We start from the raw sequence: 13,399 nt of genomic DNA on the forward strand, positions 1-13,399 counted from the left end.
CCCCGATGAAGCAGCAGGACCACCAGGACCTCCTCGCGGCCGACCGCGCCCACCTCATCCACCCCTACCTGCCCGGCACCGCCGAGGAACGGGTGATCATGTCGTCCGGCGCCGGCTGCCGCCTGACCGACACGGAGGGCCGCGACTACCTCGACGCCACCGGCGGCCTCTGGCTCGCCCAAGTGGGGCACGGCCGGACCGAGTTGGCCGACATCGCGCACGAGCAGATGAAGAAGCTGGAGTACTTCACCAGCTTCTGGGAGTTCTCCAACGACCGGGCGATCGCCCTCGCCGCCCGCCTCGCCGAATTGGCCCCCGACCCGCTGAACCACGTGTACTTCACCTCCGGCGGCTCGGAGGGCAACGAGGCCGCGATCAAGATGGCCCGCTACTACCACCACCGGCGCGGCGAGAGCAGCCGGACGTGGATCCTGGCGCGCAGCAAGGCCTACCACGGCATCGGCTACGGAGGCGGCTCGGCGACCGGCTTCCCGCTGTACCACGAGGGCTTCGCCCCGATGATGCCGCACGTCTCGCACCTCACGCCGCCGTGGCCCTACCGCACCGAGCTCTACGGCGGCGAGGACCCCAGTGACTTCCTCATCAGGGAGCTGGAGGAGCGCATCGCCGAGATCGGCCCGGAGAACATCGCCGCGATGATCGGCGAACCCATCATGGGTGTCGGCGGCATGCTCGTCCCGCCCGCCGACTACTGGCCCCGGGTGCGCGAGGTCCTCGACCGGCACGGCATCCTGCTGGTCTTCGACGAGGTCGTCACCGCGTACGGGCGGGTGGGGGAGTGGTTCGCCGCCCAGTACTTCGGCGTCACGCCCGACATCATCGTCACCGCCAAGGGCATCACCTCCGGCTACGTGCCGCTCGGCGCGCTCCTGGTCGGCGACCACGTCGCCGAGGTCCTGCTGCGCGACCACGGCTTCCCGATGGGCTACACCTACAACGGCCACCCGGTCGCCACCGCCGTCGCCCTGGCCAACCTCGACATCATCGAGAAGGAAGGGCTGCTCGCCCGCGCCACGAGCCTGGGCGCCTTCCTGCACGCCGAACTCCAGGCGCAGCTGGGCGACTTGCCGATCGTCGGCGAGATCCGCTCGGTCGGCATGATGCTCGCCGTCGAACTCGTCGCGGACCGCGCCACCCGCACCCCGCTGCCGCTGAACCCGGACCGGATGCCGCACGACGTCATCCGCCGCGAGACCGGCGTCATCGTGCGCGACTCCGCCCACAGCCTGGTCCTGTCCCCGCCGCTGATCATGACGGAGACCGAGGCCAAGGAGGCGGCGTCCGCCCTGCGCGGCGTCCTGGAACGCACCACGCCCACCGGCGAGATCCGCCCCGCCTGACACCCCGCCGGAGGCCCGGTCCAGCACCGGGCCGGGCCTCCCCGGACCGCCGCACCCGACACGGCCCCACCCCGTCACCGCGCCCGCACGCGCCTCCTCGCAGTCCCCGCCTCCCCGTCCTAGGAACTGCCCGTGTCCTCCAACCTGACCTCCTCCGCGCCCCTCGCCCCGGACACCGCCCCCGGTCTGCAACGCAGCCTCAAGCGGTTCGACATCACCGCCATGGCGATCGCCGCCGTGATCTCCTTCGACACCGTCGGCCAGATCGCCACCGGCGGCGGCGAGGCCGCCACCTGGACCGCGGTCATCGCCCTGTTCTTCCTCGTCCCCTACGCCCTGCTGTTCGCGGAGACCGGCGCCGCGTTCCCGCAGGAGGGCGGCCCGTACGTGTGGGTCAAGCTCGCCCTCGGCCGGCCGGCGGCCGCGCTCACCACGCTCTTCTACTGGGTCACCAACCCGATCTGGCTGGGCGGTTCGCTGGTCTTCCTCGCCGCCGAGACCTGGGACGGCTTCGTTTTCCACCTCGGCTCCGGCACGTTCGCCGACTACGCGTTCAAGCTGCTGTTCGTCTGGGCGGCCATCCTCACGGCCGTCGTCTCGCTGCGGCGCGGCAAGTGGATCACCACGGCCGGTGCGCTGGTGAAGGTCGTCTGCCTCGTGCTGTTCACCCTGACGGCCGTGCTGTACGGCATCGAGCACGGCTTCCAGGGCCTGACCGACACCCGGTTCAGCCCGACCACGGCCGGCTTCCTCGCGCTCGTCCCGATCCTGCTCTTCGCCTACGTCGGCTTCGAGGCGCCCAACGCCGCCGGTGAGGAGATGCACGACCCGCAGCGCGACGTACCGGCTGCGCTCGGCCGTTCCGCGGCCGTCGCCGCCTGCTGCTACCTGCTGCCCGTCCTCGCGCTCCTGACCGTGGTCCCGGCCCAGAAGGTGACCGGCATCGGCGGCTTCATGGAAGGTGCCCGCCTGGTCTTCGGCGTCTACGGCGGCGCGGCCGGACCGCTGCTCACCCTCACCGCGGTCATGTTCGTCTTCGCGCTCCTCACCCAGGGCAGCGCCTGGATGATCGTCAGCGACCGGATGCAGGCCATGGCCGCCGCCGACGGCGGGTTCTTCTCCCGCTCGCTGGGCGCCTTCCACCCCGGCCTCGGCACACCCGTGCGGACCAATCTGCTCTCCGGCGCGGTCGCCACCGTGTTCATGCTGGCGGCGATGCGGCTCGCCGACGGCGACGCGGCCGCCGTCTTCGCGGTCGTCCTCACGATGGCCGTCACCACGCTGCTCCTGTCGTACCTGGTGGTCGTCCCGGCCCTGGTGCTGCTCCGGCTGCGCCGTCCCGAGGTCCCCCGGCCGTTCCGGGTGCCCTTCGGGACGCGCGGGTTCCTGGTCTGCGCGGCGGCGGTCTACGCCTGGATCGTGATCGGCTCCTGGTCCGCGCTGTTCCCCGGCGTGCTGGAGGGCCTGGTGGGCATCGGCTACGACTTCCACGACGTGTGGGGCGTGTCCCGCGGCGCCTTCGAGGCCTTCACGCTTGGCACCGTCGCCGTGCTGCTGCTCGTCGGCGCCGCCGGGCTGGCCGTCGCCCGCCGGGAGCGGCTGCGGTTGCCGGAGGCGCACCGAGGCTGAACGCTGGTGCCGAGAAGGAGCGTGATCGCCGTGGCCCGCAACCGCAGACTGATCCTGAGCCCGCCCGACGAGGTGTGGCGGCTGCTGTGCGACGGCCACCGGTACCGGGAGTGGGTCACCGGCAACCAGGAGGTGCTCGCCGTGGACCCGGACTGGCCCGCGGTGGGCACCACCCTGCGGTTCCGGGTCGGGTTCGGCCCGCTGTCGGCGGAGGACACCAGCGTCGTGCGGATCTGCGAGCCGCGGCACCGGCTGGAGCTGGAGGCGAAGGCGGAGCCGTTCGGCGCGGCCCGCGTCGCCATGAACCTGGTGCCGTGGGGCGAGCACACGCTCTTCGTCCTCGACTGGCATCCGCTGCGCGGTCCCGGCACGCGGATGCACGGGCTGCCCGTGGACTATCTGGTCAAGGTCCGCAACGGCATGATGCTCACGAAACTTGCCCGGATCGCGGTGGCCGAGCGCGAGCGCGTGCCCGTGTGAGACCCGCGCGAGGCCGGTGGCACAATCGCCGGGTGCTGATCGAGGGATACGACGGCGGTCCGCTGGCCGCCGGTGAGCCGCTGCTGGCCCGACCGGGATTCTGGTCGAACCACCTGGCGGAGGTCTGTGCCGGGACAGCGAGCGGCGAGCCGTTCCGTCCGGAGTGGTTCGGCGAGGACGGCGCCGACGTCGATGCCATGACGGAGGCCCTCCTCGATCCCGAACGGTGGCCGGTGTTCCGGGTGTTGACCGCGGACGGCTCCGGCGTCGCGGTCGTCTTCCGCAACCGGCCGGGCGACTACGGCACGGACTTCCTGCGCGTCCCGCCGGGCGGCCACGGCCCCGCGCGCCGGATCGCCGGCAGCGGACTGACGTGGCCGGAGCTGATCGCCCTCGCCGACGCTCCCGGGCCCGGAGCGGCGGGGACCGAGGCACCGGCCGTCCGGCTCCTGCTGCTGACCCCCGTGCTCGACGACCTGGAGGTGGAGCAGGAAGCAGCCGCCCGGGTCGGCGCCGCGCTGACCGCGGTGGGGGTGCCCGACGACATCGCACCGAGCACGACGCTGCGCCTGCTCAGCGGAGTGACCGGGAAGCCCTGGCACGATCCCGCGTGGGGCTCACCGCTCAGCAACTAGCGCTCCGCGTAACGGAGTCCGATCACCGGCCGGACCGCGGCCCGCCGGGTCCGAGCACCAGCACCTGGATGGCGAGCACGGCCGCGCCGCGCGCCCAGTCGTGGAAGTCGGACACCTTCGTCTCCAGGTCGACCGGGTCGGCCCGTGGATGGCGGTTCGCGCGGACGGCGTCCTCGATCGCGGGGCCCGCCACGTCGACGAGGCCGACACCCTCGCCCGCGAGCAGGATCTTCTGCGGCGCGGCGAAGTTGGCGATCTGCGCGACGAGCGTGCCCAGCGCCCTGGCCGCCTCGCCGATGACCCGGGCCGGCAGCGGATCGCCCTCGGCCGCACGGGCGAGGATCTGCTCGTAGGTGGCGTCCTCGCCGGTGGCGGCCCGCACCTGGTAGCGGATGCTCGGGATGGTGAGGAGCGAGATGGCGCTGCCGCGCGCGCCGTCGGGGGTCAGCGGACCGTGCGGGTCGACGATCCAGAACCGGCCGACGCCCAGCCCGTCCTCGGCGGTCTCCACCCGCCTGCCGCCGCTGACCAGCCCGTATCCGAGGCCGGCGCCGATCGTGAGCACGGCGAACCGGTCCAGGTCCCGGCCCGCCCCGAACCAGCTCTCCGCCTCCACGAGGGCGCTCACGTCGTTGTCGACGACGGTGGGCAGCCCGGTGCGTCGCCGTACGAGCCGCCCGAGCGGCACGTCGCGCCAGCCGAGGAACGCCGACTCGTCGACGACACAGCGGTCCTGGGCCCGCCCGCCCAGCCCGATGCCGAGGCCGCAGAGCGAGGGGAAGTCGCGCGCGAAGCCGTCCGTCAACGCGCCGACGGCGGCGACGACCTGCTCCGGATCGCGGCCGGGGAGCGGCACGTCGCGGCAGGCGACGACGTCGCTCCTGAGGGTGGTGACGACACCGTAGACGGTGTCCTCGGTGATCTTGAATCCGGCGAAGGCGCGGGACTCGGCGACGACGTCGAGGGGCTGGGAAGGTCTGCCCTGCCGGGCCTCCGTGCGCGCGGTCGACCCGGTCGGGGCCTCGACGAGCAGTCCCGACTCGATCAGCGGCTTGGTCAGCCGGGTGAGACTGCCCGCCGAGAGGCCGCGCCGGCGCGCGAGTTCGCTGCGGGACAGCGGCCCGCGGGTGAGCACCTCCAGTGCCACGGCGCGCTCCGCCGGACTGAGCGGCAACCAGGTGTCGGCCTGCGCGGTCATCGCCAACCCCTCGTGATTTCTTCTGGTCCAAAACTAATGTGATCACCCTATGTCGCTGAAGGGTCTTCAGAAACAGCTCTGCACGCCCCTTGACGGTCAGAAACTTCTGACACAAAAGTAAATGCTCCCGAGGACGAGCCGTAGACGAGGGAGTCTCCGATGACTGTCGCCTCCAGCAGCCCACCGACACAACTGCCGCTCGACGGTGGTGCGAAGGAGGCGGAACGCAGGTCGAGGCGGCCCCTCGGCGACGGGGCGCTCGCCGCGCTCTTCATCGCCCCCGCCACGATCGGCTTCGCCGTCTTCCTGCTCTGGCCGACCCTGCGCGGCATCTGGCTGAGCTTCACCCGCTTCAACCTGCTCACCCCGCCGGAGTGGATCGGCCTGGCCAACTACGAGCGGATGATCAACGACCCCATCTTCTGGGGCTCGTTGAAGGTCACCGTCGAGTACGTCTTCATCAACATCGGAGTGCAGACGGTCGCCGCGCTCGCCATCGCCGTCCTGCTCCAGAGGCTCACCCAGTCCTCGCTGCTGCGCGCCGTCGTCCTCACGCCGTACCTGATGTCCAACGTCGTCGCGGGCATCGTCTGGCTCTGGATGCTCGACACCCAGCTCGGCATCGGCAACGAGATCATCGCGGCGGTCGGCATCGACCGGATCCCGTTCCTCGCGGACGAGACCTGGGCGATCCCCACCATCGCGATGATCAACGTCTGGCGGCACGTCGGCTACACCGCGCTGCTCCTGTTCGCCGGACTCCAGGCGATACCGAACGACATGTACGAGGCGGCCCGCGTCGACGGCGCGAGCGAGTGGCGGATGTTCACCCGCATCACGATGCCGCTGCTCCGGCCGGTCCTCGCCGTGGTCCTCATCATGACCGTCATCGGTTCGTTCCAGGTCTTCGACACCGTCGCCGTGACCACGGCCGGAGGACCGGCCAACGCCACCAACGTGCTGCAGTACTACATCTACGGCTCGGCGTTCGGCCGCTTCCAGTTCGGCTACGCCTCCGCGATGTCCGTGGCCCTCCTGGTCGTGCTCAGCGTGATCACCATCGTCCAGTACCGGATCACCCGCGCCGGCCAGACCGACCTCGGCTGAGGAGGAGACACCGACATGGCCACCACCACCGCACCGACGGGCGCCCTGCGGCCCACCGCACGCCGCTTCTCCTTCGGCCGGGCCGTCGCCTGGACCGCGATGGGCGCGATCGTGCTCATCACCGTGCTGCCCTTCTACTGGGTGCTGCGCACCGCGCTGTCCTCCAATCCGGGCGTCGCCGCCGACCCGACGAACGTGCTGCCCGTCGACCTGACGACCGGCGGCTTCGAGCGGGCCCTCGGGCTGCAGTCGACGAAGGAGGCCGTCGCCCAGGGCGGCGCCGGCGGCGGGCTCGACTTCTGGCGGTACCTGCTCAACTCGATCATCGTCTCGACGCTGATCACCACCTGCCAGATCCTGTTCTCCGCGATGGCCGCCTACGCGTTCGCGCGGCTGCGCTGGCGCGGCCGGAACACCGTCTTCGCGCTGTTCCTCGGCGGACTGATGGTGCCGACGATCTTCACGCTGCTGCCGAACTTCGTGCTCGTGAAGGAACTCGGCCTGATCGACTCCCTGTTGGGGATCGCGCTGCCGACGATGTTCATGACGCCGTTCGCCGTCTTCTTCCTCCGCCAGTTCTTCATGAACATCCCGCGCGAGGTGGAGGAGGCGGCGCTCCTGGACGGCGCCGGCCGGGTCCGGATCTTCTTCCGCGTCATGCTGCCGATGGCGTCCACGCCCATCGTCACCCTCGCCGTCCTCACGTACATCACGTCCTGGAACGACTACTTCTGGCCGCTGATGGTGTCGTACAGCGACAGCTCCCGGGTGCTCACCGTCGCCCTCGCGATGTTCCGGGCGCAGACCCCGCAGTCCGGCTTCGACTGGTCCGGGCTCATGGCGGCGACCCTCATCGCGGCCCTCCCGATGCTGGTGCTCTTCGGGGTGTTCGCGCGCCGGATCGTCAGCTCCATCAGCTTCACCGGAATCAAGTAGGAGGCACCGGATGCGATTCCGTACGCTCGCCGCGCTGGCCGGGGCGCTGACGCTGACCCTGACCGGCTGCGCCGGCGGCGACCCGGGCGGGGCGTCGTCGAGAACCGTGACGTACTGGCTGTGGGACGCCAACCAACTGCCCGCGTACGAGGCCTGCGCGAAGGACTTCGAGAAGCAGAACCCGGACCTGGACGTCCAGTTCACCCAGCTGGGCTGGGAGGACTACTGGACCAAGCTCACCGCGGGCTTCATCTCCGGCACCCAGCCCGACGTCTTCACCAACCACATCCAGAAGTTCGGCCAGTTCGCCGAGCTGAAGGTGCTCGAACCGCTCGACGACCTCGGCATCCAGGACACGGACTACCAGCCGGGGCTCGCCTCGAACTGGGTCGCGCAGGACGGGCACCGCTACGGCGCCCCGAAGGACTGGGACACCGTCTCCCTCTTCTACAACAAGAAGATGGTCGACGACGCGGGCCTGTCCGCCGACGACCTCGGCGACCTGGACTGGAACCCCCGGGACGGCGGCTCCTTCGAGAAGGCCATCGCCCACCTCACCGTCGACAAGAACGGCCGGCGCGGCGACGAGAAGGGCTTCGACAAGAAGAACGTCAAGGTCTACGGACTGGCCACCAACGGAGCCGGGGACGGCGACGGCCAGACCCAGTGGAGTCCCTTCACCGGCTCGGCCGGCTGGTCCTACACGGACAAGAAGCGCTGGGGCAAGGAGTACCGGTACGACGACAAGACCTTCCAGTCCGTCATCGCGTGGTACTTCGGACTCGCCGAGAAGGGCTACCTCGCCCCCTTCACCGACTGGAACTCCGGACTGAACCAGGCCAACGCCCAGTTCGCCGCGGGCCGCGCCGCCACCGCGTTCGACGGCGCCTGGATGATCTCGACCTACGCGGGCTTCAAGGGCATCGACTTCGGCACCGCCCGCAACCCCGTCGGACCCACCGGCAAGCGCGCGACCATGATGAACGGACTCGCCGACTCCGTCACCAAGGGCGCCCGCAACAAGGCGGGTGCCAAGAAGTGGGTCGCCTACCTGGCCTCCGACGCGTGCCAGGAGACCGTCGGCAAGTACGGGATCGTCTTCCCCGCGACACCGTCGGGCACCGACGCGGCCGTCGCCGCGTACAAGAAGAAGGGCATCGACGTGTCGTCCTTCACCACCCCGGTGGACGACCGCACGGCATACCGCACCTTCTCCTTCCCGATCACCGACTACGCCGCCGACGTCTACGCCCTCATGCACCCCGCCATGCAGGACGTCTTCGGCAACGGAGCCTCGCCGAGCCGGCTCGACGAGACCAACGACCAGATCAACCTCCTGCTCGACCAGTAGTCACCGCACCCAGCGAAAGGCATCCGCACATGACGTTCACCCTCGGGATCGTCGGCGCCGGACAGTTCTCCGGAAGCTTCGCCAAGTTGTTCCTCGCCCACCCCGGAGTCGACGCCGTCCACGTCACCGACCTGCTGCCCGAGCGTGCCGAGCAACTGGCCGCGAAGGAAGGACTCGCGGGAACGTTCCCCTCGTACGAGGCGATGCTGGAGTCCCCCGACATCGACGCCGTCGCGATCTTCACGCAGCGCTGGACGCACGGCCCGCTGGTCCTGCAGGGTCTCGACGCGGGCAAGCACGTGTACTCGGCGGTGCCGATGGCCGTCACCCGGGACGAGATCGCGGCGATCATCGACGCGGTCCGCAGGACCGGTCTGACGTACATGATGGGCGAGACCAGCGAGTACAACCCGGCGACCGTGCACGCCCGCAACCAGATCGCCGACGGCGCCTTCGGGCGGCTGTTCTACGCCGAGGGCGACTACGTCCACGACATGGACCTCGGGTTCTACGAGGCGTACCAGTACAGCGGCGGGGAGCGGTGGAAGGAGACCGCCAGCTATCCGCCGCTGCTCTACCCGACGCACGCGGTCGGCGGGGTGCTCGGCGCGTGGCGGACGCACGCGGTGAGCGTGTCCGCGATCGGGGTGAAGGACGAGCGCGGGGACGGCGTCTTCGACACCGAGGTCAGCCAGTTCGGCAACGACATCTCCAACGCCACCGCCCTGTTCGAGGTGGCCGGCGGCGGGTCGTTCCGGACGAACGAGTTCCGGCGGGTCGGCTATCCCTCGCACATCAGGGAGTCCAGGTTCCGGTTCTTCGGCACGGACGCCAGCATGGAGCAGCTCGCCACGGTCAGCTTCTGGCAGGACAAGAAGGGCGTGCAGGACATCACCGAACTGCTGGAGCCGAAGCCGTCCCTGAGCCCCGACGATCCCTCGCTGGAGAAGATCGCGCCGGCGCTGCGGGCCGCGTTCACCTCGGGTTCGGCGCCGGTGCACGACCGGGCGCGGCTGCCGCGGGTCTTCGACCACATGCCGAACGGGCACGAGGGCAGCCACCACTTCCTGGTGGACGACTTCGTCACCGCGGTGAACACCCGCACCCTGCCGTCCGTGAACGCCTGGGTGGCCGCGCGCTACACGCTGCCGGGCATCGTCGCCCACGACTCCGCCCGGCAGGGCGGCGCGCGCCTGGAGATCCCGGACTTCGGGGACGCGCCGGAGGCCTGACCCACCGGACGCCGTCGCCCCGCCCGGCACGGGCGGGGCGACGGCGTCCGGGCCCCTGGTGAACCGGAGGAAGGCGCGAGCACCGATACTTCAGGGGGTGCGGTACGCGAGCGAGTGGCCGCCGCGCCATGACAGCCTCCTGCGGCAGCACCTCCTGGAAGGGCACGACACGGTGACGACGACGGTCACGTATCAGGGCGAACCCGGCTCCAACTCGGCGACCGTGGCGCACGCCCTGTTTCCCGGCTGTGCCGAACTGCCCTGCACCGGCTTCGAGCAGGCCCTGGACGCCGTGACGCTCGGCGCGGCCGACGTCGCGGTGATCCCCGTGGACAACTCCGCGGCCGGACGGGTCGCGGACGTGCACCACCTGCTGCCCGAGTCGGGACTCTTCATCGTCGACGAGTACTTCCACGCCATCCGCTTCGACCTGATGGGCGTGCCCGGCGCGACCCTGGACCAGGTGGAGTGCGTCCGCAGTCACGTGCACGCCCTCGGCCAGTGCCGCAAGGTGCTGCGGGAGCACGGCTGGCGCAGCCTCGTCAGCGACGACACCGCCGGGGCGGCCCGCGAGGTGGCCGAGCTGGGCGACCCGCGGCACGCGGCGTTCGCCCCGCCCGCCGCGGCCGCCCTGCACGGTCTCGAGGTGCTGCGGGCCGGTGTCGAGGACGACCCGGACAACACCACGCGGTTCGTCGTCCTGTCCCGTACCGCGGGCCCGGCCCCGGACCCGGGGGAGCCGACGATGACGAGCGTGTTCTTCTGCGTCCGCAACATCCCGAGCGCGCTGTACAAGGCGCTCGGCGGCTTCGCCAGCGGCGGTGTGAACCTCACCAAGATCGAGAGCTACCAGATCGGCGCCGGCCTCTACGCCAGCCGCTTCTACGTCGAGTTCGAGGGACACCCCGAGGAGGAGCGCGTCGCGCTCGCCCTGGACGAGCTGCGGTTCTTCTCCACCGAGGTGCGCATCCTCGGGGTGTTCCCCGCGCACGCGCACCGGTCGAACACCGTCTGACCCCCGGCGGGCCCGGGGTGGGGTGTCAGGCCGCCCCGATGCCGTGCAGCAGCGTGTCCACGACGACGTCCGCGGCCTGACCGGCACTGAGGTCGGGCAGCTGCTCGGACACCAGACGCATGACCTGCGGCAGGAGCGCGCTCGCCCATCCCTGCGGCAGACCGGGACGCAGCAGTCCCTCCTCGGTGGCGCGGTCGAGGAACGCGTCGACCTCGCGGATCGACGCGTCCCGGCGTGCGTGGACGCTCTCGTCGGCGAGCATGCGCCCGAGGTCGACGGGCCAGGTGCGGTTCACCACGATGATGTTCTCGACGTAGCGGTGCAGGGCCACCGCCACGGGTGCCTCGCGCAGCCGCGCGTCCGCGACGGCCTGCTCGATGGCGGTCAGCCGGGCTTCGTAGATGGCGGCGAGGAGTTCCTCGCGCGAGGCGAAGCGCCGGTAGACGGTGCGCCGGTCCACTCCCGCCTCGGCCGCGATGTTCGCGACGCTCGCGCCGGGATCGGCGGCGAGCATACGGGCCCCGGTGCTCAGGACGGCTTCCAGATTGCGTGCTGCGTCGGCTCTCACCCCATCGAGTCTAGCGAGCGGGTGAGGAGGATGAGACGCCTACCGCCACTGTGATGGGGAACTCAGGCATTCAATCGCCACATCACGGGGGCGTTGGTGCCTCCCTCTCGTCCGTGCTCAGCGATCACCATCATGCGCCACGGGTGCGCGTCCATGTGAAGTTATCTCTTTCAAGTGCTACAGTGACGTGACAGTTAATTGAGGCAGCGGTACCACGACGCAGGAAGAGAGAAAGCGCATGATCACCTATGACCGGCTTTTCATCGGCGGATCCTGGGTCCGGCCGAGCGCCCCGGAGCTGCTCGACATCACCTCGCCGCACGACCGTTCCGTGATCGGCCGCGCCGCGCAGGCGCAGCCCGCGGACGTCGACCGCGCGGTGGCCGCGGCCCGCGCGTCCTTCGAAGCGGGGGAGTGGCGCCTGACCGAGCCCGCCGAGCGCATCGCCGTCCTGCGCCGGTTCAACGAACTGCGCGAGGCCAACGCCGAGACGATCGCCGACCTCATCTCGCTGGAGAACGGCTCGGCCGGCTGGTTCACCCGCGCCGGCCAGCCCGGCCTGACCCGGCAGGCGAACGCCTACCTCAAGGCGGCCGAGGAATTCGGCTGGGAGGAGACCCTCGCGCCGTCCGACCCCGCGTCCCCGACCCGCAGCGTGGTGCGCCGCGAGGCCGTCGGCGTCGTGGCCGCCGTGATTCCCTGGAACTCGCCGTTCTCCTCGGCCACGTCGAAGATCATCCCGGCGCTGCTCGCCGGAAACTCCGTGGTCCTCAAGGTGTCCCCGGAGAACTCGCTGAGCATGGGTTTCCTGGCCGGACTCCTCGAACAGGCCGGCCTGCCCGCGGGCGTGATCAGCGTGCTGCCGGCCGACCGGGAGACCAGTGAGCACCTGGTGTCGCACCCGGACGTCGACAAGGTCGCCTTCACCGGCTCGACGCGCGCCGGACGCCGCATCGCCTCGATCGCCGGCGAGCAGCTCAAGCGGGTCAGCCTGGAGCTGGGCGGCAAGTCGGCGACCGTCATCCTGCCCGACGCCGACCTGGCCAAGGCCGTCGCGGGCGTGAAGTTCGGCTCGCTGCTCAACAACGGCGAGTCCTGCATCGCCCAGACCCGCATCCTCGCCCCGCGCGAGCGGTACGAGGAGGTCGTCGCCGCACTGAAGGAGCTGGTCGAGTCGCTGAAGGTGGGTGCCCCCGACGACCCCGACACCTTCATCGGCCCGATGATCCGCCCCGACCAGCAGCAGCGCGTACGCGACTACATCGCGCTCGGCATCGAGGAGGGGGCGCGCCTGGTCACCGGCGGCCCGCAGATCCCCGAGGGACTGGAGAAGGGCAACTACGTGACGCCGACGGTCTTCGCCGACGTGGACAACTCCATGAGGATCGCCCAGGAGGAGATCTTCGGCCCGGTCCTGGTCGTCATCGCCTACGAGGACGAGGACGACGCCGTCCGCATCGCCAACGACAGCGAGTACGGCCTGTCCGGCGGCGTCTGGTCCCGCGACGAGGCGCACGCGCTGGCCGTCGCCCGCCGCATCCGCACCGGCACCGTCACGGTCAACGGGGCGTCCGTCGCCTTCGACGGCCCGTTCGGCGGCTTCAAGGCCAGCGGCATCGGCCGCGAGTACGGCGCGGTCGGGCTCGGCACCTACACCGAGTACAAGACCATCACCGTCTGACCGCCGGCATGACGTAGATCACGAAGACGAGCCGCCGGATCCGGAATGCGGGGAAGGGCGCGGCGGCTGCACCCCTTGTGGGCTTGCCCTGTTCGGGGGGTGCGTGGGGCAATGGCGCTCGGCGTGAGGCCGCGGGGGTGAAGACGTTCCCGGGCCCGGTCTTCCGCGTTCGCCCGTCCCGGGACCGCTGTCTTCGAAAGGTTTCC

General features: G+C 70.6%; 12 protein-coding genes. 10 read left to right on the forward strand and 2 right to left on the reverse strand.

Translation table 11 applies throughout. The features are described 5' to 3' along the window. The first annotated feature begins 5 nt into the window (after positions 1–5). The 4 genes from RBJ77_RS32030 to RBJ77_RS32045 all read left to right on the forward strand — a co-directional run bounded on the left by RBJ77_RS32030 (position 6) and on the right by RBJ77_RS32045 (position 4,105). Entirely contained in the window at positions 6–1,361 is a 1,356-nt protein-coding gene (locus tag RBJ77_RS32030; RefSeq protein WP_372348172.1) for an aspartate aminotransferase family protein, read from the forward strand. A 132-nt stretch (positions 1,362–1,493) separates the two neighbouring features. Continuing rightward, positions 1,494–2,990 (forward strand): APC family permease, encoded by a 1,497-nt coding sequence (locus tag RBJ77_RS32035; protein WP_372348173.1) that lies wholly within the window; start codon positions 1,494–1,496, stop codon positions 2,988–2,990. A gap of 30 nt (positions 2,991–3,020) precedes the next feature. After that, positions 3,021–3,470: an SRPBCC family protein gene (locus tag RBJ77_RS32040; RefSeq protein WP_372348174.1), complete on the forward strand. Its 450-nt coding sequence runs from the start codon at positions 3,021–3,023 to the stop codon at positions 3,468–3,470. Between the two features lie 32 nt (positions 3,471–3,502). Then, the gene (locus RBJ77_RS32045) at positions 3,503–4,105 is read left to right on the forward strand and encodes a hypothetical protein (protein ID WP_372348175.1); all 603 of its coding nucleotides are present in this window, start codon (positions 3,503–3,505) and stop codon (positions 4,103–4,105) included. A gap of 22 nt (positions 4,106–4,127) precedes the next feature. Here RBJ77_RS32045 and RBJ77_RS32050 read toward each other — a convergent pair whose 3' ends face one another. Further along, on the reverse strand, positions 4,128–5,303 hold the full coding sequence (locus tag RBJ77_RS32050) for an ROK family protein (RefSeq protein WP_372348176.1): 1,176 nt from the start codon (positions 5,301–5,303) through the stop codon (positions 4,128–4,130). A gap of 159 nt (positions 5,304–5,462) precedes the next feature. Here RBJ77_RS32050 and RBJ77_RS32055 point away from each other — a divergent pair, with 159 nt between their 5' ends. The 5 genes from RBJ77_RS32055 (at position 5,463) to RBJ77_RS32075 (ending at position 10,944) form a co-directional block, all read left to right on the forward strand. After that, the gene (locus RBJ77_RS32055) at positions 5,463–6,410 is read left to right on the forward strand and encodes a carbohydrate ABC transporter permease (protein ID WP_372348177.1); all 948 of its coding nucleotides are present in this window, start codon (positions 5,463–5,465) and stop codon (positions 6,408–6,410) included. 15 nt (positions 6,411–6,425) lie between these two features. Beyond that, a complete protein-coding gene (locus RBJ77_RS32060) occupies positions 6,426–7,346 on the forward strand; it encodes a carbohydrate ABC transporter permease (RefSeq protein WP_372348178.1) in 921 nt (306 codons plus the stop codon). Between the two features lie 10 nt (positions 7,347–7,356). After that, on the forward strand, positions 7,357–8,697 hold the full coding sequence (locus RBJ77_RS32065; protein ID WP_372348179.1) for a sugar ABC transporter substrate-binding protein: 1,341 nt from the start codon (positions 7,357–7,359) through the stop codon (positions 8,695–8,697). Positions 8,698–8,726: 29 nt separating this feature from the next. Beyond that, positions 8,727–9,929: a Gfo/Idh/MocA family protein gene (locus RBJ77_RS32070; protein ID WP_255977026.1), complete on the forward strand. Its 1,203-nt coding sequence runs from the start codon at positions 8,727–8,729 to the stop codon at positions 9,927–9,929. A 172-nt stretch (positions 9,930–10,101) separates the two neighbouring features. Then, positions 10,102–10,944 (forward strand): prephenate dehydratase, encoded by an 843-nt coding sequence (locus tag RBJ77_RS32075; protein ID WP_372348598.1) that lies wholly within the window; start codon positions 10,102–10,104, stop codon positions 10,942–10,944. A 25-nt stretch (positions 10,945–10,969) separates the two neighbouring features. On the opposite strand, the gene RBJ77_RS32080 is transcribed toward RBJ77_RS32075, so the two are convergent. Then, a complete protein-coding gene (locus tag RBJ77_RS32080; RefSeq protein ID WP_372348599.1) occupies positions 10,970–11,458 on the reverse strand; it encodes a TetR/AcrR family transcriptional regulator in 489 nt (162 codons plus the stop codon). 292 nt (positions 11,459–11,750) lie between these two features. Here RBJ77_RS32080 and RBJ77_RS32085 point away from each other — a divergent pair, with 292 nt between their 5' ends. After that, positions 11,751–13,193: an aldehyde dehydrogenase gene (locus tag RBJ77_RS32085; protein WP_372348180.1), complete on the forward strand. Its 1,443-nt coding sequence runs from the start codon at positions 11,751–11,753 to the stop codon at positions 13,191–13,193. Positions 13,194–13,399: the final 206 nt, after the last annotated feature.

Origin of the sequence: Streptomyces sp. KL116D (assembly GCF_030766975.1) — a bacterium.
GTDB classification, from domain to species: Bacteria; Actinomycetota; Actinomycetes; order Streptomycetales; family Streptomycetaceae; genus Streptomyces; species Streptomyces longispororuber_A.